The 21214-nt window shown below is 40.7% G+C and carries 19 protein-coding genes; 17 read left to right on the forward strand and 2 right to left on the reverse strand.

The window, feature by feature from the left end; genetic code table 11:
- Positions 1–307 precede the first annotated feature (307 nt).
- The 7 genes from V7122_RS02075 to V7122_RS02105 all read left to right on the forward strand — a co-directional run bounded on the left by V7122_RS02075 (position 308) and on the right by V7122_RS02105 (position 8747).
- Positions 308–985, forward strand: coding sequence for a GntR family transcriptional regulator (locus V7122_RS02075; RefSeq protein WP_335344416.1), 678 nt, complete (start codon positions 308–310; stop codon positions 983–985).
- Between the two features lie 312 nt (positions 986–1297).
- Complete coding sequence (gene uvrB / locus V7122_RS02080; protein WP_335525667.1) at positions 1298–3277, forward strand: excinuclease ABC subunit UvrB; 1980 nt, start codon at positions 1298–1300, stop codon at positions 3275–3277.
- 7 nt (positions 3278–3284) lie between these two features.
- On the forward strand, positions 3285–6164 hold the full coding sequence (uvrA, locus tag V7122_RS02085; protein WP_335525668.1) for an excinuclease ABC subunit UvrA: 2880 nt from the start codon (positions 3285–3287) through the stop codon (positions 6162–6164).
- A 154-nt stretch (positions 6165–6318) separates the two neighbouring features.
- Entirely contained in the window at positions 6319–6663 is a 345-nt protein-coding gene (locus V7122_RS02090; protein ID WP_335344419.1) for a hypothetical protein, read from the forward strand.
- Positions 6664–6870: 207 nt separating this feature from the next.
- On the forward strand, positions 6871–7191 hold the full coding sequence (locus tag V7122_RS02095) for a DUF4870 domain-containing protein (protein WP_335488294.1): 321 nt from the start codon (positions 6871–6873) through the stop codon (positions 7189–7191).
- Between the two features lie 35 nt (positions 7192–7226).
- Positions 7227–8342, forward strand: coding sequence for a DUF4097 domain-containing protein (locus tag V7122_RS02100; protein ID WP_335344421.1), 1116 nt, complete (start codon positions 7227–7229; stop codon positions 8340–8342).
- A 33-nt stretch (positions 8343–8375) separates the two neighbouring features.
- On the forward strand, positions 8376–8747 hold the full coding sequence (locus V7122_RS02105) for a phage holin family protein (protein ID WP_335525669.1): 372 nt from the start codon (positions 8376–8378) through the stop codon (positions 8745–8747).
- Between the two features lie 22 nt (positions 8748–8769).
- Here the strand turns inward: V7122_RS02105 and V7122_RS02110 are convergent, their stop codons facing one another.
- Both V7122_RS02110 and nagB read right to left on the reverse strand, forming a co-directional pair.
- Positions 8770–9471 carry an N-acetylmuramoyl-L-alanine amidase gene (locus tag V7122_RS02110; RefSeq protein WP_335525670.1) on the reverse strand — a complete coding sequence of 234 codons (702 nt, stop codon included), beginning with the start codon at positions 9469–9471 and terminating at the stop codon, positions 8770–8772.
- Positions 9472–9671: 200 nt separating this feature from the next.
- Entirely contained in the window at positions 9672–10397 is a 726-nt protein-coding gene (gene nagB / locus V7122_RS02115) for a glucosamine-6-phosphate deaminase (RefSeq protein WP_335525671.1), read from the reverse strand.
- Positions 10398–10811: 414 nt separating this feature from the next.
- On the opposite strand from nagB, the gene hprK reads away from it, so the two are divergent.
- The 10 genes from hprK to V7122_RS02165 all read left to right on the forward strand — a co-directional run bounded on the left by hprK (position 10812) and on the right by V7122_RS02165 (position 21033).
- Positions 10812–11738, forward strand: a complete 927-nt coding sequence (gene hprK, locus V7122_RS02120) for an HPr(Ser) kinase/phosphatase (RefSeq protein WP_335344425.1) — start codon at positions 10812–10814, stop codon at positions 11736–11738.
- Positions 11739–11886: 148 nt separating this feature from the next.
- Complete coding sequence (gene lgt / locus V7122_RS02125; RefSeq protein WP_335344426.1) at positions 11887–12705, forward strand: prolipoprotein diacylglyceryl transferase; 819 nt, start codon at positions 11887–11889, stop codon at positions 12703–12705.
- A 108-nt stretch (positions 12706–12813) separates the two neighbouring features.
- On the forward strand, positions 12814–13767 hold the full coding sequence (locus tag V7122_RS02130) for a nucleoside recognition domain-containing protein (RefSeq protein ID WP_335525672.1): 954 nt from the start codon (positions 12814–12816) through the stop codon (positions 13765–13767).
- Positions 13751–14404: a pyrophosphatase PpaX gene (gene ppaX, locus V7122_RS02135; RefSeq protein WP_335344428.1), complete on the forward strand. Its 654-nt coding sequence runs from the start codon at positions 13751–13753 to the stop codon at positions 14402–14404. The genes V7122_RS02130 and ppaX overlap by 17 nt, the downstream gene beginning before the upstream one ends.
- Complete coding sequence (locus V7122_RS02140) at positions 14401–14934, forward strand: acyltransferase (protein ID WP_335488288.1); 534 nt, start codon at positions 14401–14403, stop codon at positions 14932–14934. Before ppaX ends, V7122_RS02140 begins: the two co-directional genes overlap by 4 nt.
- Positions 14935–15403: 469 nt before the next feature.
- The gene (locus V7122_RS02145; RefSeq protein WP_335525673.1) at positions 15404–16417 is read left to right on the forward strand and encodes an ABC transporter ATP-binding protein; all 1014 of its coding nucleotides are present in this window, start codon (positions 15404–15406) and stop codon (positions 16415–16417) included.
- Positions 16398–17366, forward strand: a complete 969-nt coding sequence (locus V7122_RS02150; RefSeq protein ID WP_335344010.1) for an ABC transporter ATP-binding protein — start codon at positions 16398–16400, stop codon at positions 17364–17366. Before V7122_RS02145 ends, V7122_RS02150 begins: the two co-directional genes overlap by 20 nt.
- Before the next feature lie 44 nt (positions 17367–17410).
- A complete protein-coding gene (locus V7122_RS02155; RefSeq protein WP_335344011.1) occupies positions 17411–19051 on the forward strand; it encodes an ABC transporter substrate-binding protein in 1641 nt (546 codons plus the stop codon).
- Between the two features lie 62 nt (positions 19052–19113).
- On the forward strand, positions 19114–20121 hold the full coding sequence (locus tag V7122_RS02160; RefSeq protein ID WP_335344012.1) for an ABC transporter permease: 1008 nt from the start codon (positions 19114–19116) through the stop codon (positions 20119–20121).
- Positions 20122–20133: 12 nt separating this feature from the next.
- Positions 20134–21033: an ABC transporter permease gene (locus tag V7122_RS02165; protein ID WP_335344013.1), complete on the forward strand. Its 900-nt coding sequence runs from the start codon at positions 20134–20136 to the stop codon at positions 21031–21033.
- Positions 21034–21214 lie beyond the last annotated feature (181 nt).

Consider the following 21214-nt stretch of genomic DNA (forward strand, 5'->3'; position numbering starts at 1 on the left):
CTGATTTTTGTTTTTTCAAAGGAGATAAAATTATTTGAATATTCTTTTCATCCTGCTCAAAATACAAAGGCTGATAATTTTATTAAAGAAAATATATCATATGGACTATGTGTATGCAATATATTTCTGAAAATAAAATTATATAAAAATACTTTTTACAAGATTGATAGGGGAAATGGTTGTATTTTATTTGTAATATATTGTATTCTTATTATTAGTCTAATATAATAAAACTATTATCTGAAAATGTAAGCGTTTAACTTATAGGCATGATGAAATTTTCTAAAATGACGAAGGGGGTAATTATATGCCGATTCCTGCTAATTATTCCACTCCTATTCGGATGTCCGCAAAAAAGCGTGCCTACTCTCAAATTCTAGAATGGATTATTGACGGGACTTTGCATCCTAAAGAAAAGTTGCATGATGCGGATCTTGCAAAAAGCTTAGGCGTAAGCCGAACTCCCATTAGAGAGGCTTTACAGCTGCTCAGCTTTCAAGGGTTTGTTGAAATGTACCCCGGAGTGGGAACTCAAGTTACATCAGTAAACCAAGAGGATATTAGCAAAATCTTGCCGCCATTAGGAGCGCTGCAAGCTTTAGCTACAGAATTAGCGACACCGATTATTAGTCAGGAACAGATTGAATCTCTTCGTGAGCTTAATAATCAATTTGCAGAGGCTGTAAAATCGGGTGATTCTTACGCGGCATTAAAACTTGATGAAGAATTTCACCAAAGCATTGTCGATGTAACCGACAATTCGTATATCTCTAGTACCGTTTCAAATCTTCTGTCACATGTGCGCAGGCTTTATTTTCACAACTCCATTATTCTAACTCCGGAGTCTATTGAGGAGCATGAAGCCATATTGAAGGCCCTTGAAGAGAAAAATAAAGAAGAGGCCTCCCGCATTGCCCGAAACAATGTCGTTAAAGCTATTGAGATATTCTACTCAATACAGGAGAATGAAAAAAATAATAAATAGAAAAATATTAGCCTGCCGTTGTTTTGGCAGGCTTTTGTATTTGGTGAAAACATTTAATACGTTGATTAACAAAATCCTCGCTAAAAATTCCTCCCCTTTTCCTATAATTAGTACCTTCCCTAATATATTTTAAAAAATAATCGAATATCCGTTCGTATATTAGTGGTTAGTTTTCATTGCTTTGTGGTAGAATGTTTATAGAATGTTTTACGTAAATTCATATATTTAATCAACTGAGAAAACACATATCCCCTACACCTGCTTAAAGGATGTTAGGTTTTTTAATAGAGAAGAAAAAATGGGAGGCTTCTTATGAAGGACCAATTTACACTAGTCTCAAAATATACTCCCCAAGGAGATCAGCCAGAAGCGATTAAACAGCTTGTTAAGGGGCTCAGATCCGGCAAAAAGCATCAAACATTACTAGGAGCGACTGGGACTGGAAAGACCTTCACAATTTCAAATGTGATCAAAGAGGTCAACCGGCCAACTCTGATTATTGCTCATAATAAAACACTTGCTGGCCAGCTTTATAGTGAGTTTAAAGAATTTTTTCCGGATAATGCGGTTGAATATTTCGTCAGCTATTATGATTATTATCAGCCAGAAGCTTATGTACCACAGACCGACACATTTATCGAAAAAGATGCAAGTATTAATGATGAGATTGATAAGCTTCGCCATTCAGCGACCTCTTCATTATTTGAACGGAAAGATGTTGTTATTATTGCCAGTGTGTCTTGCATTTATGGTTTAGGTTCTCCGGAAGAATACAGGGAGCTTGTTTTATCTCTTCGAACAGGAATGGAGATTGAAAGAAATCAGCTTCTCCACAGACTTGTGGATATTCAATATGAAAGAAATGATATCGCTTTTCAGCGCGGGACTTTCCGAGTGCGCGGCGATGTAGTGGAAATTATCCCGGCTTCAAAGGATGAGCGCTGTATTCGTGTGGAGTTTTTCGGGGATGAAATTGACCGCATTCGCGAGGTGGATTCACTGACAGGCGAAATCATCGGGGACCGCGAGCATGTAGCGATTTTTCCAAGGTCCCACTTCGTAACTCGTGAGGAAAAAATGCGAGTGGCCATTCAAAGCATCGAGGAAGAATTGGAAGTCAAGCTGAAGGAAATGCGAGAGAATGATAAGCTTCTCGAGGCTCAGCGCCTTGAACAGCGGACTCGGTATGATCTTGAAATGATGAGAGAAATGGGCTTTTGCTCTGGGATCGAAAACTACTCAAGACATTTAACTTTAAGGCCTCCAGGTTCTACGCCGTATACATTAATGGACTTTTTCCCAGAGGACCTGCTTGTCGTTATTGACGAGTCCCATGTCACCCTTCCGCAGATTCGCGGGATGTATAATGGGGACCAGGCGAGAAAATCGGTGCTCGTGGAACATGGTTTCCGCCTGCCTTCAGCATTAGATAATCGGCCTTTGACGTTTAATGAATTTGAAAAGCATATTAACCAAATTGTCTACGTATCTGCAACTCCTGGCCCATACGAGATTGAGCACACACCGGAAATGATTCAGCAAATTATCCGGCCGACTGGGCTGCTTGATCCAATCATCGAAGTTCGGCCGATTGAAGGGCAAATTGATGATTTAATCGGAGAAATCCAAGACCGAATCAAGCGAAATGAGCGTGTGCTTATTACCACCTTGACGAAAAAAATGTCAGAAGACTTAACGGATTATTTAAAGGAAATCGGCATTAAGGTGCAATATTTGCATTCTGAAGTTAAAACCTTAGAGCGAATTGAAATTATTCGTGAGCTGCGCCTTGGTACTTATGATGTTCTAGTTGGAATCAACCTTTTGAGAGAGGGGCTTGATATTCCGGAAGTTTCATTAGTGACCATTCTTGATGCAGACAAGGAAGGCTTCCTCCGTTCTGAGCGTTCACTTATACAGACAATCGGTAGGGCGGCGCGAAATGCAAACGGTCATGTGATTATGTACGCAGATAAAATGACAAATTCAATGGAATTAGCGATTAGCGAAACAAAACGGCGCCGTTCCATTCAAGAAGAATACAATCAAAAGCATGGCATCACTCCTCAAACGATTCAAAAGGAAATCCGTGATGTAATCCGTGCCACAATTGCTGCGGAGGATCAGGAAGAATATAAAGTATCAGCAAAAATTGGCAAGCTTAATAAGAAGGAAAGAGAAAAACTAATTCAAGTAATGGAAAAAGAAATGAAGGAAGAAGCAAAAGCACTCAATTTTGAACGTGCTGCTGAGCTTCGTGATTTGATTTTAGAGCTGAAAGCGGAAGGATGACGTATAAATGGCGATGGAAAATATAATTGTAAAAGGCGCCAGAGCACATAATTTGAAAAATATTGATGTCACCATTCCGAGGGATAAATTAGTTGTGCTGACAGGGCTTTCTGGATCTGGAAAGTCCTCACTTGCCTTTGACACGATTTATGCAGAAGGGCAGCGCAGATATGTGGAATCCTTATCTGCCTATGCACGCCAATTTCTTGGACAAATGGATAAACCCGATGTAGATGCCATCGAAGGATTGTCTCCGGCCATTTCGATTGATCAAAAGACAACGAGCCGAAACCCCCGCTCGACCGTTGGAACAGTGACGGAAATATATGATTATTTAAGATTATTATATGCAAGAGTTGGGCGTCCCACTTGTCCAAATCATGGGATTGAAATCTCTTCCCAAACGATTGAACAGATGGTGGACCGCATTCTTGAATACCCTGAGCGAACAAAGCTTCAAGTGCTTGCCCCTATTGTTTCTGGAAGAAAAGGCACACATGTCAAAGTTTTGGATGAAGTAAAGAAGCAAGGGTTTGTCCGGGTCAGAGTTGATGGAGATATGCTTGATCTTGGCGAGGAAATTGAGCTTGAAAAGAATAAAAAACATTCAATTGAGGTAGTTATAGACAGAATTGTTGTGAAAGACGGCGTTTCTGCTCGTCTGGCTGATTCGATTGAAACAGCTTTGAAGCTTGGAAGCGGAAAAGTGCTTATTGATGTTATTGGCGAAGAAGAGCTGCTATTTAGTGAAAATCACGCCTGTCCTCATTGTGGATTTTCTATTGGGGAGCTAGAGCCGCGGATGTTTTCCTTTAACAGCCCATTTGGAGCTTGTACTGAATGTGATGGGCTTGGATCTAAGCTCGAGGTCGATGTGGATTTAATTATTCCTAATTCGGATTTATCATTGCGCCAGCATGCTATTGCACCATGGGAGCCGACAAGTTCACAATACTATCCTCAGCTGCTAGAGGCTGTTTGTACCCATTATGGGATTGAAATGGATATTCCGGTAAAGGACATTCCTGAGCATCTCCTTGAAAAAATTTTATATGGCTCCAATGGAGAAAAGATATTTTTCCATTACGAAAATGATTTTGGACAAGTTAGAGAAGGGCTCATTGAATTTGAAGGGGTTATCAGAAATGTCGAGCGCCGTTATAAAGAAACAAGCTCTGACTATATTCGTGAGCAAATGGAAAAATATATGGGCCAGAAGCCATGTCCAGCATGTAAAGGCTATCGTTTAAAAAAGGAAACACTTGCTGTTCTCATTTCTGATCAACATATCGGCAAAATAACAGAGCTGTCCGTAGAGGAAGCCTATCATTTCTTTGAACATCTGAAACTATCTGAAAAAGAAATGAAAATCGCCAATCTGATTTTTGGCGAAATAAAAGAACGTCTTGGCTTTTTAGTCAATGTAGGACTTGATTATCTGACTTTAAGCCGCGCTGCAGGAACGCTATCAGGAGGGGAAGCCCAGCGAATCCGGTTAGCTACTCAAATTGGTTCACGATTAACGGGTGTGCTTTACATTTTGGATGAGCCTTCGATTGGCCTGCATCAGCGTGATAATGACCGCTTAATTGACACGATGAAAAATATGCGTGATATCGGAAATACGCTTATTGTTGTTGAGCATGACGAGGATACGATGATGGCGGCTGATTACTTAATCGATATTGGTCCAGGCGCTGGCGTCCACGGAGGAGAAATTATTTCTGCCGGAACTCCAGAGGAAGTTATGAATGATCCTCAATCTTTGACGGGTGAGTATCTTTCGGGGAAAAAGTTCATTCCGCTTCCGGTCGAGCGCCGAAAAAATGATGGCCGTTTTATTGAAATTAAAGGGGCAAAGGAAAATAACCTGAAGAATGTCAGTGTCAAAATTCCACTCGGTACTTTCATTTCTGTCACAGGTGTTTCCGGATCAGGGAAAAGTACATTAATCAACGAAATTCTTCATAAATCCTTGGCGCAAAAGCTCAATAGAGCGAAGACAAAGCCTGGGGAGCATAAGGAAATAAAGGGGATTGAGCACTTAGATAAAGTCATCGATATTGACCAATCGCCAATTGGCCGGACACCGCGCTCAAACCCAGCTACCTATACGGGTGTGTTCGATGATATTCGTGATGTCTTTTCAGTAACAAATGAAGCAAAGGTCCGCGGCTATAAAAAAGGACGTTTTAGCTTTAACGTAAAAGGCGGACGCTGTGAAGCTTGCCGTGGAGATGGAATCATCAAAATTGAAATGCATTTCCTGCCTGATGTATATGTCCCATGCGAGGTTTGTCATGGCAAACGATATAATCGGGAGACGCTGGAAGTTCAATATAAAGGAAAAAACATTTCTGAAATTCTCGACATGACTGTGGAGGATGCGGTCGTGTTTTTCGAAAATATACCAAAAATCAGCCGTAAGCTCCAAACGATTTATGATGTTGGACTTGGCTATGTAAAGCTCGGGCAGCCTGCCACCACTCTTTCCGGTGGTGAGGCTCAGCGTGTCAAGCTTGCCTCTGAACTGCATCGCCGTTCAACTGGGCGATCGCTCTATATTCTGGATGAGCCGACTACTGGTCTGCATGTTGATGATATTTCTCGCTTGCTCGTTGTCCTGCAGCGTCTCGTGGAAAACGGAGATACCGTTTTAGTTATTGAACATAATTTAGATGTCATTAAAGCGGCAGATTATATCATCGATCTCGGACCAGAGGGCGGAGACAAAGGCGGAACGATCATCGCCACCGGTACTCCTGAACAGGTAGCCGAAGTTCCAGCATCCTATACAGGAAAATATCTAAAACCCATCTTAGAACGCGATCGACTAAGAATGCAAAAGCAAATTGAAGAGAAGGAAGCTAGTGTATCGAACGTATAATATAATTTAGGATGCAGCACTGTGTGAACAGTGCTGTTTTTTATTCCAATGATAACGCATTGTAATCCAATAGAAACGTTCGTGTAAATCTATTCCGTTATAATGGGGACAAGGACAACTCTATCCGTAAAAAAATATATTGAGGAGGGTTAACTTGGAAGCATATTTGGAGAAATCTTTAGAAGAGTGGAAAGAGGATATTTCGGAAGTTCTTGACCAGATCAATCTAGAGTATGAAGAAATCATGAAGGAATTAAAGGTTTATACGTATAAATATGGCATCACAAAGCAGGTCATCCAATCGACTGTGAACGATGAAATCATTGAAAATATCCGTGAAAGATATCATAAGCCATTTGAAGAAAAATATAACGAGCTACGAGAGTACATAAAGGATCTAGATGAAAAACGAAAGGTGTTTCAAATGTTTGTCCATAAGATTGATGAGGTAAAAAGAAAGGAAGCCCCTCGAATCGACTTAGTTGCGGCCTTTAAATAAAGTTAAACCTCAATCAATGGGAATACTTGCAGCAAGTTAATCTGCTATCATGAATTTGGAAAGCCGTCATAATTATAGACGGTTTTTTTTGTTTCATAAATGTAATCATATAGAAAGGACAAATAGAAAAATTTTTATAAATGAGTTTATAAAAAGTGAAACCTTCTCTATCTATTTTCGTAAATAGTGGGGAAGGAGCTGTTGGCAATGGAGACGAGTAAAGTATTATCAGGACTAAGCTATTTAAGTGTTTTGTTTGCAGGGATTCTTTTTCCGCTTGTTTTATTTTTTGCAACGGAGGATCAAAGAACGAAGTATCACGCGAAAAAGGCGTTTTTGTCCCATCTCATTTTGCTGATCCCGGTTCCAGTGATTGTTTACGCAGCGATTACACAGATAGGGATGAATCACTCAGAGTTTCCAATCCTGTTCATCGGGAGTGTCCTATTTACGGTTGTTCTTAGTCTCATTGTAGCAGTTTGGAATATAATTAAAGGCATCCAGATTTTTACGGGAAACACTTTTTAGCATAAAAATAAACATATTTAGCTGGAGGGATCGATATGCAAGCTGAACGCAAACGGATACTTAAAATGGTGGAAGATGGCAAGCTGACTGTGGATGAGGCTCTTTTTCTATTAGAAGAGCTTGAGAAAACAGGTAAATCAGCGGAAGGCAAGAAGGGTGACCTTTTTCAGGAGATTTCTACTGCTGTAAAATTTGACGAAGCGAAAAAAGAAGAGCCATTCAATTACAAGTTTCAATCTGCAAAGGATAAAATTTTGGATTTTGTAGACTCGGCCTTTAAAAAAATCAAGGACATGGATTTGGACTTTAACTTTGGTCAATCTGTAGAAATAACACATATATTCCAACAAGGGGATGTTTCCTTCAAGGATGTAGATGTGGATATTGCGAATGGAAAAATGGAGGTTCTGCCTTGGGACCAGAAGGACGTGCGAATTGAGTGCAAGGCGAAGGTGTACCGGGTAGAAACTCAGGAAGAAGCACGACGGAACTTTTTAAATGATGTTACTTTTGCGGTTGAGGGTCAAAAGCTTCGTTTTGCTACACAGCAAAAGTGGATGAAAGTAGATGCGGTTATTTATATTCCTCAAACGGAATATGATAAGGTAAAGATTCGCCTGTTTAATGGGTCCATCGACAGCCAGCAATTAACGGCAAATACCTTTAAAGCCAAAACGGCTAATGGAAAAATTTCAATTCAAAATATGAATGGCAAGTATACTGAAGTCGAAACGGCTAATGGACAAATTACTATTCAAAAGAGCCATATTGAACAAATTGAAGTCGAAACGCTGAATGGAGCAATCCATGTGGATGGCGCTTTTGAAAAAATCGATCTTCACTCTATTAATGGCGATGTTTTCTGCGCTGTTCAGGATGGTAAATGTGATGTCATTGATGCGAAGGCTGTGGCTGGGAAAATTGAATTGCAAGTTCCGAATCATTTAACAGTTAATGGAGAGTTAAAAACAAATTTCGGAAGCTTGCATGTCAATCTAGACGGGATCCAAATCGTTGAGGATAAAAGCGATGTGATTCAAAAAGTGCTTCGCTTCCAATCCGTAAACCAATCAGAGCAGTCTTTACGGCTAAAAGCTGAAACGAAAACAGGTGCCATTCATATCAATAAAGCAAAATCAGTTGATTTTTAAACATAGAGAGCTTAAATGACGGGGTGTTTTAATATGAGATGGGTTGCAGGAGTACTAATTAATGCCATACTGTTTGTGGCGATAGCAGGTTTTTTAGATGAATCCTTTTATGTATCAAGCTTCGGTGCAGCTGTTGGGGCAAGTGCGATCCTCTCGATATTAAATGTCCTCGTTCGACCGATTTTAATCATTTTAACATTGCCAGTCACTTTAGTAACGTTAGGGTTGTTTCTGTTTGTTATCAATGCGGTCACGCTGATGATTACTGACGACATTATGGGAAGTTCATTTGAAATCGAGGGTTTTGGAACAGCTTTACTCATGGCAGTGATCATGTCCATAGCGAATTTAATCATTCAAAAAGCAGTGCTTGAGCCTGCTAAAGATAAGAAAAAGAAAGGCTGACTCATCTGTCAGCCTCTTTTCTTTATTCAAAATAAACGAACGGTGAATATCCAAGCTTTTTTAAAGCCTGTGCCAGTTCCTCTGCGTTTTTCTTGTCCTTGAAGGCACCGACCTGGACTTTATAAAGTCCATTTTTTGCTGAAGGCTGTTCCTTATTGGTGCTGTCACTGGTTTTTAATTTAAGGTTGTATTGATCTGTGAGAGCCTTTACGATTGCCTCGGCACAGGTTTTCCGGTAAGTTTCGGTCTGCAATAAGGAAGCTTCTTGACGGTTTGTCATAAAACCACATTCCGTTAAGACAGCCGTCATATTAGTTTCCCTGAGAACGTGAAAATCGGCAGTTTTGACCCCGCGATCGCTTAATCCTGTGGCAATCACTAAATTCTGTTGGATTTTCTGAGCGAGTTCATAGGCATCCTTAGGCTTTCCAATATTCACATAGGTTTCAATCCCATTTGCTGCATTCCAAGTCGTTCCATAGGCATTTGCATGAATCGCCACATATACATCGACTTCTAACTCATTCGCTTGATCTGTCCGCTCTTGAAGAGGGACATCCAGATTGTCTGAGTGTGCAAAATAAACAGTGGTATTTTGATAGGTTTCTAGCAGAGGCCGTGCATAATTGGCTACAGCCCTTGTAAATTCATACTCCTGCATACCATCCGGGCTGCGTTTTCCAGCCGTATTAAATCCATGACCAGCATCCAGCATTATTTTCATTTCGCTGCTCCTTTCTATTTTTTCTCGAAACTGCTACATTCTGTAAAAATTAAGCTATCTACCCTTATAATATGAATGAAAGCTTGAAAAGGACATGGGTGCAGGGGAAAACAGAAAAAGAGACAGCATCATATGCCATCTCTTCAAGATGTTTATCACAGATTAAGAAGCTGTAAATCCCCACTGATAGAAGTTTTACTTTATACAAATTTTAATGCTTCGTCATCAGCAATAATGGTGAAATTCGGGTGGTTCTTAAGCGCTGAGGCAGGAATACTTTCATCAATCTCCCCGCTTATCAACTGGCTAATCGCTTTGGCTTTGGACTTTCCTGAAGCAAGCAGAATAATTTCTTTACTAGCCATAATCGTAGCAATTCCCATCGTAACGGCATGAGTAGGAACTTCCTCAAGAGAATTAAAAAATCTTGCATTCGCTTGCCGCGTATTTTCCTCAAGCTCAATCATATGGGTTTTACTAGTAAACGGTGTACCGGGTTCATTAAAACCGATATGCCCATTTTCTCCGATGCCAAGCAACTGTAATCCTATTCCTCCAAAGGATTCAATCAAAGCCTCATATTTTGCACATTCTTCATGCAAATTCTCTGCCATCCCATTTGGCAGATGTGTTTGTGAAGGCGGGATGTCAATATGGTCTAAAAGCTGTTCCTTCATAAAATAATGGTAGCTATTCGGATCATGTTCATCAATTCCAACATACTCGTCCAGATTGACGGTTGTAATTTTTTTATAGGAAGTCTGGTTTTGCACATGGTCCTCGATTAGCTTTTGGTAAACCCCTTTTGGTGTACTGCCAGTTGCAAGACCAAGTGTGATTTCAGGATTATTTCGGATTCGGTCAATCATGATTTCCGCTGCTTTCAAGCTCATTTCTTCATAGCTGGTGGTTCTGATAATTTTCATTCGGTTCCTCCTTAGGTGTCATTCATTCTTATTCCATATTCTTGATTCTGTTATTACTAGGAAGGCTGCCACCAAGAATAGCTTTCATTCATCATCTTTTTGAAATTTTTTATAGAAAAACAATATATCTATCGTGGATCATATTCATTTTATTATAAAATCATTTATATCATGCTGTCTATTTTGAAATGGAAAAATGAGCGCGAACAGGCGCATTTTTTTCTCGTGTTTCAGATTGTAGAATTTGGTTCTTTATTAAAAAGTGCTAAAATAGATGATATGCTAAAAATTTCTCACCATATGTAACTGAATTTCTGAACAAGACGATGTAGGATAGCTAATTTTTATTGTAGTAATGGGGGTTACATGCATGGCAGCTCCAGCTCCACCCCTTTTCAATAGGAGGTAATGGGAATGGCAAAGGTCTGTACTAAAGACATTGTAGATAAATTTGGCCTTGAGTTAATTAGCGGGGAAGAGGGGATCAACCGGCCGATTACTACGAGTGATATTTCCAGGCCCGGTATTGAAGTAGCGGGATATTTCGAATTCTATCCGGCAGATAGAATACAGTTGATTGGAAAAACAGAGCTCACATTCACTGAAAAGTTAAGAGTGATCGATCGTCAGCTTCGCTTTGAACGGTTATGCACCGACATTACACCTGGGATTATCATCTCAAGAGGCCTTGAGGTTCCTGAAGAGTTAATTGTCGCTTCAAAGCGCGAATCAGTCCCCCTCTTAAGAACGACCCAAAAAACAACGAGATTTTCTAGTTTGCTGACGAATTATCTGGAAAGTAAACTGGCTCCGACAACTGCCGTCCATGGCGTACTTGTCGATGTGTACGGGGTCGGAGTGCTCATTACAGGGAAGAGCGGGGTCGGTAAAAGCGAAACGGCCTTAGAGCTTGTAAAACGCGGACATCGGTTAGTGGCTGATGACTGTGTGGAAATTAGACAGGAGGATGAATATACCCTTGTCGGCACTTCACCAGAACTAATCGAGCATTTACTGGAAATTCGCGGTCTTGGGATTATTAATGTGATGACATTGTTTGGGGCTGGGGCTGTTCTAAGCAATAAACGAATCTCGATCGTGATGGACCTAGAGATATGGGATTCAAAAAAGCAATATGAACGGCTTGGGCTGGATGAAGACAAAATGAAAATCATTGATATGGATGTTCCCAAGATCACGATTCCGGTTCGCCCTGGACGAAACCTGGCAGTTATTATTGAAGTGGCAGCGATGAATTACCGCTTGAAACGCATGGGCGTTAATGCCGCAGAGCAATTCAGTAGTCGCCTCGCAGACGTCATGGATGACAGCAAAGAATAAGCTTAGGTGCGAGGCACCGTTCGTGGACAATTTGATGGATTTGTATTTTTTCTCGGGTGGACATGTTTGTAAAAATGCGCCACCTAAAGGATTACCGCACTTATTAAGTTTTGGTTAGAAAAAATTGAACTATAAAGGAGCAATGACTATGGAATCAATGATACAGCCGCTTAACCCGATTGCGATTTCTCTAGGGCCGCTTGAGATTCGCTGGTACGGGATTATTATCGGTGTCGGCATTGCCTTAGCCTTAATTCTAGTAATGAGGGAAGCAGAGAAAAGGGGAATGCAGAAGGACCTATTTGCAGATTTAATGCTTTTTGCCATTCCGATTGCGATTATATCGGCACGAATCTACTATGTTATTTTTCAATGGGGCTATTATAGTCAAAACCCAGGCGACATAGTGAAAATATGGGAAGGTGGCATTGCTATTCACGGAGCCTTGATTGGAGCTGTGATCACCGCCTACGTATTTGCCAAAAAGCGAAATGTTTCATTTTGGAAGCTCGCGGATATTGCGGCCCCTAGTATTATATTAGGGCAGGCTATTGGCAGATGGGGAAACTTTATGAACCAGGAAGCCCATGGCGGGGAAGTGACTCGATCTTTCCTTGAAGGCTTGCACCTGCCGGAATTCATCATTAATCAAATGTATATTAATGGAACTTACTATCATCCAACTTTTTTATATGAATCGCTTTGGAACTTTGCCGGATTTGCTATCCTCTTGTTATTAAGAAGAGTCAATCTGCGCCGCGGGGAGCTTTTTCTCAGCTATGTCATCTGGTATTCAATCGGCCGCTTTTTTGTCGAGGGCCTGCGGACAGACAGTTTAATGCTCACTGAGCAGCTGAGAGTGGCACAAACTATTTCCATTGTCCTTATCGTGGGTGCCATTATTTTACTAGTATTAAGACGGATGAAAGGTTATGCAAAAGTGCGTTATTTAGACAATGGTGCATAACGTTATTAAAGGTATAGTCGGAAAAAAATCGGAACTGACGCTATAAGTATTAATTCGACCAATTTATTTGCGAAAGTTACCGATATTAAAGAAAAAGGGAGAAAAGAAATGTTGCTTGAATCGTCCAAAAAGGGGATAAAGGCCGGCTTAAAGACAACTTGGACGTTGGGGAAAGTTATCTTTCCTGTCACATTAATTGTCGCCATTCTACAGCACACCCCTGTCCTGCCATGGATCATAAAGCTGATTACGCCGCTGATGAATCTTATTGGCTTGCCAGGTGATGCAGCGATTCCTCTCGTTTTGGGGAATATGCTGAATCTCTTCGCTGGAATTGGAGCCATATTAACATTGGATTTAACAGTCAAGGAAGTATTTATTATTGCTGTAATGCTGTCCTTTTCTCATAACCTGCTGATTGAGTCCAGTGTAGCGGCGAAAGTTGGTGTGAAGCTCTGGATCATTGTGGCTGTTAGAGTTGGATTAGCCATCATTTCTGCCATCGCCATTAATTTAGTTTGGCATGGTGGTTCGGAAATAGCGAAATATGGGATGATTCCGGTTAAGGAAGAGGAGCTTTCGGGCTGGACAGCCATTCTGCTGGATGCCCTGCAAAAGGCGGGACTAGGCATATTGCAGCTTGCCATCATTGTCATTCCGCTCATGATTGTTATTCAATTTTTGAAGGATTTAAACTGGCTGGCTGTTTTTTCAAAATGGATGGCGCCTGTCACGAAAGCGCTAGGGATGAAAGAAAACACCTCAACCACGCTAGCTGCTGGATTATTATTCGGTCTTGCCTTCGGAGCGGGAGTTATGATTCAGGCGGTAAAAGAGGACGGGGTCAGCAAAAAGGATGTAACGATTGCATTTATATTCCTGGTCGCCTGTCATGCCGTTGTGGAAGATACGTTGATATTTGTTCCGCTCGGCATACCGGTGCTTCCCCTTCTGCTCATTCGCTTAGGGGTTGCCATTTTATTAACATTAATTGTTTCATTCATCTGGAACCGAATAGATTTGGAAAAAAGAAAGGAAACCGTATATGAGCACTCAAGTTAATACAATCTTATTTGATTTAGATGGGACATTAATCGATACAAATGAACTAATCATATCTTCTTTTTTACATGTGTTAGGAAGCTATTATCCGGATCGCTATAAGCGGGAGGATGTATTGCCTTTCATGGGACCGACACTTAGGGAAACATTTGAATCGGTTAATCCGGAAAAAGTGGAGGAAATGATTGAAGCTTACAAGGATTTCAATATCACGAATCATGACCTGCTTGTAAAGGAATTTCCGGGCGTCTTTGAAACGATTCGCACTTTAAAGGAAGCAGGCTACAAAATCGGGATTGTCACTACGAAGGGGATGATAACGGTAAAAATGGGCCTTGCTCTAACAAAGCTCGATCAATTTTTCGATGTGGTCGTTGCTTTAGATCATGTTCAAAATCCGAAGCCTGATCCGGAGCCGATTTTAAAAGCATTAGAACAGCTCCAAGCAAATCCAGAAGAAGCGATGATGGTTGGCGATAATTCCCATGATATTTTAGGAGGGAAAAATGCGGGCACCCAAACTGTTGGCGTTGCGTGGAGTTTAAAAGGGAAACAGTTTTTAGAAGGATTTGATCCAGATTATCTAATAGATCATATGGAAGATTTACTCGATATTTTAAAGGTTAATAAAGGATGAGGAGAACGGAACGCTTTCCAGTAGAGGGAGGCAATTCCCTTTGGCATGTGTATAAAACCGTTCCATTCTGGAAGGTAGTGAAAAACTTCGCTGTCATTCAGCTAGCTCGCTACACCCCTTTCTTGGGGATGAAAAATTGGCTTTATCGCACCTTTCTGAAAATGAAGGTTGGTGAACAGACGTCATTTGCCCTCATGGTGATGCTTGACGTTATGTTCCCCGAAAAAATCAGTGTCGGCAGGAACACGGTTATCGGCTACAACACAACGATTCTCGCACACGAATATTTGATTAAAGAATATAGACTGGGGCCGGTGGAAATTGGCAGTGAAGTGATGATCGGTGCCAATTCCACGATCCTGCCTGGCATCAAAATTGGAGACGGCGCCATCGTCTCAGCCGGCACACTAGTGCACAAGGATGTACCTGCTGGCTCCTTCGTCGGCGGAAATCCCATGCGGATTATCTATACACCGGAAGAAATGGAAAAACGGTGGGCAGACGATCCGATCTATGGGGGAATAAAATAAGTGAAAAATGCTCCGGTAAGCCTTTATGGCTGCCGGAGCTTTTTATTGTCAGTAATAGAACAGCCTTTAATCCAGATTGTCCTATGTACCGCTACTTTAACGCTTTACCGAGATAACGATGAAGGTATTAGCTGAAAGCTTTTACAACTGTTTGTAAGCATCAAATTGACTCCTTTAATGAATGGAAAAGGTAATTAAATAAATAAATTAAAAAAGTTTTTTATACGATGAGTAATAGAATAGCAAAAAAGAAAATATATTCGTTTAAGTATTGTTATTGGTTTTGTGTAAAAAATCGCCTTCCTAGTTAGAAAGCTAGGCTCTCAATTTAGGGAGTAAAAAAATCTATTCGCAGGATAAATTTCGACAAACCATTTTACTCACATATGTCATAATTATTAAAAGATTTGGCATATTCATAATATTTGTGACGTTATAATAAAATAAGAAATTTAAAGTAGGTGTGAATATGAGTAAAAAACCTATTCTTCAAATAAAGGATTTAAAGGTATCGTTTCAAACAGGAAAAAAGTTTGTACCAGCAATTGATGGAGTCAGTTTCGAATTGAACGAGGGTGAGATTTTAGGAATTGTTGGAGAATCAGGAAGCGGGAAAAGTGTAACCTCATTAACAACGATGGGATTGATTCCTTCTCCTCCGGGTAAAATTGAAAACGGCGAAATTATTTTTGAAGGAAAGGATTTAAAAAATATCTCTGAAAAAGAATGGAGAAAAATCCGCGGGAATCAAATTTCGATGATTTTTCAGGAGCCAATGACTTCACTGAATCCCCTTTTTACAATTGGAAACCAGTTAATGGAGGCTATTCGTTTACATACTGCAACATCAAAAAGTGCGGCAAAGGCTAGAAGCATAGAACTGCTTAAGCTTGTTGGAATCCCAAGAGCGGAAGGAATTATCTCTGAGTATCCGCATCAGTTATCTGGCGGAATGAGACAAAGAGTGATGATTGCGATGGCGATGGCCTGCAATCCGAGGGTGTTAATTGCGGACGAGCCGACAACTGCTCTTGATGTAACAATCCAGGCACAAATTCTTGCGCTTATGAAGGATTTAAACGAAAAAACTAACACATCTATCATTCTCATCACTCACGATTTAGGTGTAGTTGCAGAAATTTGTGAACTAGTGATAGTAATGTACTCAGGCCAAATCGTTGAGCAGGGGGATGTTCGAACGATTTTGAAGAATCCTCAGCATCCATATACGAAGGGTCTGTTGAAATCAGTGCCTGATTTAAGAGGAAAGAAAGATCGCCTTTATAGTATTCCAGGAAATGTACCGACACCCGGAACGGTTCATAAAGGATGTAGGTTTGCGGCAAGGTGTTCGGAGGTATTTGACCGCTGCCATGAAGAATCCCCTGAATTAAATATAATGGAGACGGATGGGCATAAGGTCCGGTGTTTACTACATACATTGAGGGAGAGGAGTGATGAACATGTCGGAGTTACTTCTTGAGGTAAATGGCCTGAAAAAGTATTTCCCGATAACGGGGGGGATATTAGGCAGGAAAAAGGGAGAAGTGAAGGCTGTCGATGATGTTTCTTTTTATGTGAATAAGGGAGAGACTCTTGGAATCGTTGGTGAAAGCGGTTGCGGGAAATCGACAACAGGAAGGCTGCTCATGCGATTAATAGAAGCAAGCGACGGCAGGGTTGTTTTCGAAGATAAAGAGATTACAAGTATGAGTAAATCAGAACTTAGAAAGACACGCAGGGATATCCAAATGGTATTCCAAGACCCATATGCATCATTGAATCCGCGCCATTCAATTGAGCAGATATTAGAGGAACCATTAATTGTACATGGCATCGGTACGAAAGAGGAACGAAAAAAGCAAGTTAAGGAGATGCTTGAAGTTGTGGGCTTGAGCAGCTACCATGCGAAAAGATACCCGCACCAGTTCAGCGGTGGGCAGCGCCAGCGGATTGGAATTGCTAAAGCTCTTATGACAAAGCCCAAGCTTATTATCGCAGACGAGCCTGTTTCAGCACTCGATGTTTCGATCCAAGCCCAAGTTCTTAACTTAATGAAAGATATCCAAAAGGAATTTCAGCTTACATATATATTTATCGCCCACGATTTAGGAGTTGTCCGACATATTAGCAACCGGGTTGGTGTGATGTATTTAGGTAGATTAATAGAGTTGGCCGAAAGTGAAGAGCTGTATGAGAATCCGAAGCATCCCTATACACAGGCGCTTCTTTCTGCGGTTCCTATACCGGATCCTGATATGAAGAGGGAAACAATATTAATTCAGGGTGAGCTTCCAAGCCCTTCAAATCCGCCATCAGGATGTGCATTCCATACTCGGTGTGCACAGTGTATGGATATATGTAAAACGACTAGACCAGAGGAACACAATCTAAACGGTCATTATGTTGCATGTCACTTGTATAACAAGTAGCAAGCAGCACTTATGATATAAAAAAAAAATGGGGGAAAATGCACATGAGGACAAAGACTTTCAAAATGCTGCTGATTTCTATATTAGCCATTAGTATGTTTCTAGTTGGCTGCAGCGGCAAATCAAATGAACCTGCTGGAAGCACTAACAGCACTAACAGCACTGACAGCGGTGACAGCGGCAGCAGCGAATCCGCGAAAAAAGACACACTCGTTTATGGACGTAGCGGAGATTCTACTTCTCTTGATCCAATCTCAACAACAGAAGGTGAAACATTCAAAGTAACAGAAAATATCTTTGAAACATTATTGGAGTATGGCGATCAAGATACTACGGTTAATCCAGGGCTTGCAGAAGAATGGTCAGTTACTGATGACGGTTTATCTTACACTTTTAAACTTCGCAAAGGTGTAAAATTCCATGATGGCACTGACTTTAATGCAGAAGCGGTTGTATTTAACTTTAACCGCTGGATGAATGGGAATGAGGAGAGCTTCCCGTACTACTCAATGTTTGGCGGATATAAAGGTGAAGAGGGACATGTTATTAAAGAAGTGAAGGCTGTTGATGATTATACTGTTCAATTTGATCTAACTAGACCACAGGCTCCGTTCCTTAAGAACATTGCGATGTCACCGTTTGGCATGGCGAGTCCTGCAGCTGTTGAAAAGTATGGAGATAAATTCAGAGAAAATCCAGTTGGAACTGGTCCGTTTAAATTCGTTGAATGGAAGCAAAATGATAGGATTACAATTGAAAAGAATACAGAATACTGGAAAGATGGCTATCCAAAGCTAAATAAAGTTATCTTCCGTGTAATTCCAGAAAACACTGCTCGTCTGAACGCTCTTGCAATAGGCGAGATTGACTTAATGGATGGTCTTAATAATTCAGATGAAGCAACTGTATTAGGTAATGACAATTTACAAATTATCGAACGCCCATCTATGAATGTTGGGTATATCGGTTTAACCACAAATCGCAAACCATTCGATAATAAGCTTGTTCGTCAAGCTATTAACCATGCAGTTGATAAGCAATCGATTATTGACGCGTTCTATGGAGGAAAGGCAGACGCGGCAGTTAATCCAATGCCATCTTCAATTGAAGGCTACAATGATGCAATCGAACCATACCCATATGATTTAGAAAAAGCAAAAGCTTTGTTGAAAGAAGCAGGTTATGAAAATGGCTTTGAAATCGATCTATGGGCAATGCCTGTAGCACGTCCATATATGCCTGAGGCACAAAAGGTTGCTGAGCTTATTCAAGAAAGCTTAAGCAAAATCGGTGTTAAAGCTAATATCCAATCTGTTGAGTGGGCAACGTATTTAGACAAAGCGTCAAAAGGTGAGTTTGATATGTTCATGCTTGGCTGGACAGGGGACAATGGGGATCCAGACAACTTCCTTTATACTTTGCTAGACAAAGATAGCATCGGAAGCAATAACTATTCTTATTACAGCAATGATGAGCTTCATGATATTTTGATTCAAGCTCAAACAGAGCCTGAACAAGAAAAGCGTAATGAATTATACAGAAAAGCGCAAGAAATCATCCATGATGATGCACCATGGGTTCCGCTCGTACACTCTACGCCATTATTAGCAGCTGCGAAAGACGTGGCAAATTACTTGCCGCATCCAACTGGCTCTGAAGCATTAACAAACGTGGAATTTAAATAATAATCATAAAATGGGGAGGGAATTTTCCCTCCTTATTTTAGTAATAAAAGAGGTGACAACAAATGCTTACATATACGGTACGCCGTGTTTTTTCATTAATACCTGTATTATTTGGAATGACACTCATTGTTTTTGCCATTATTCATGCAATTCCAGGTAACCCTGCACAAATCATTCTTGGACAAAGGGCAACGAAGGAGTCAATCGCGGTATTAACGAAAGAACTAGGCTTGGACAGGCCCTGGTACTTACAATATTTTGATTATCTTAATAACCTGTTACATGGTGACCTAGGAACCTCACTAAGGACAAGGGGGCCCATAAACGAGGAAATATGGCCGTTCTTGGCAGCGACGTTTGAGTTAACACTTGTTGCTATGATTATTGCCGTTTTTATTGGTGTGAATGCAGGGATTATCAGTGCTTGGTTCTCGAAATCATGGTTTGATTACGTTGCAATGGTCTTTGCACTTATTGGGGTATCCATGCCGATCTTTTGGCTGGGGTTAATGATGCAATGGGGATTTTCTAACGAATTAGGATGGTTTCCAACAACAGGAAGAGAGAATGTAAGGGACCCAGTATCCTCCATTACCAATTTGTATTTAATTGATACGTTAATTCAAGGAAGATTTGATCAGTTTACAACAGTTTTAAAACATCTAACCTTGCCGAGTCTTGCTCTTGCGACTATACCGATGGCTATTATTGCAAGAATGACGCGTGCCACGATGCTTGAGGTTATGAAATCCGATTACATTCGTACGGCTAGAGCCAAAGGTTTAAGAATGTTCTGGGTCGTTTATAAGCATTCATTAAAAAATGCGGTCATTCCAGTTCTAACTGTAATTGGTTTGCAAACAGGGCTGCTTTTAGGCGGAGCGATTTTAACGGAAACGATATTTGGCTGGCCTGGCATTGGCCGGTATTTATATGATGCAATCGGGTACAGAGATTATCCAGTTATCCAGTCAGGTATATTAGTGATTGCAGCCATTTTTGTTTTGATAAACTTAATCGTTGATCTGTTATATGCAGTCGTTGATCCAAGAATTAAATATACCAAATAGGAGGGATTGTTAATGGCTGAACTTGCAAAAAATGCGGCAAATACTACGCCAGTTGCTTCTGAAGAAAAGCTCATTCCTCCTTGGAAGGAAGCTTGGCTGTCATTTTGTAAAAACCGATTGGCTTTAGTTGGTTTAGGAATTGTTATCTTTTTTGTTATTTTAGCGATTATTGCTCCTTATATAGCTCCGTATAGCTTTAGGGACCAGGTTATAGCAGAGAGAATGCAAGCCCCCTCTAGCAAGCATTGGTTTGGCACTGATGATTTCGGCCGGGATATTTTTTCACGTGTTCTATATGGAGCAAGAATCTCCCTTTGGGTAGGATTTTTCTCTGTGTTAGGGTCGGTCTTTTTCGGGACCATTCTTGGAATTATCGCTGGTTATTATGGTCGTTGGGTAGACGCCATTATTTCAAGAATTTTTGATATAATGCTTGCGTTTCCGAGCATTTTATTGGCCATTGCAGTAGTGTCAATTTTAGGCCCATCTTTACAAAATGCGCTAATCGCAATTGCGGTTATTAACATCCCGAACTTCGGAAGACTTGTTCGGTCAAAGGTGCTAAGCGTGAAGCAAGATGAATATATTATGGCAGCACGTGCAGTAGGGATGAAGGATACTCGAATTCTTTTTCGTCATATTTTGCCGAATAGTATTTCCCCTGTTATCGTTCAAGCAACACTTGCGATTGCCACTGCTATTATAGAGGCTGCTGCATTAGGATTCCTTGGAATGGGCGCGCTGGCTCCAACACCGGAGTGGGGGAAAATGCTTGCCGATTCTAAAAACTATATCACACAAGCACCTTGGACATTAATTTTCCCAGGGCTGGCTATTATGCTGACTGTATTAGGATTCAACCTGATGGGAGATGGACTTCGAGATGCCCTCGATCCGAAAATGAAGCAATAAGATGGGGACTCTATTAGAGAGTCTCTATTTTTTTGTACAAAAATCCTGCTTCAATTTTCGATATTGCTCGAAAATTATAGTTATTAAATGGTTGACGTAAGTAATTATAAGCGATAAAATAATCTTTAACTTACTACCATATTAGCGAACTAAAGCATTTAGCTATTTAAGATACGAGGTG

This window comes from Bacillus sp. JJ1532, from assembly GCF_036965085.1.
In the GTDB taxonomy this organism is placed as follows: domain Bacteria; phylum Bacillota; class Bacilli; order Bacillales; family Cytobacillaceae; genus Cytobacillus.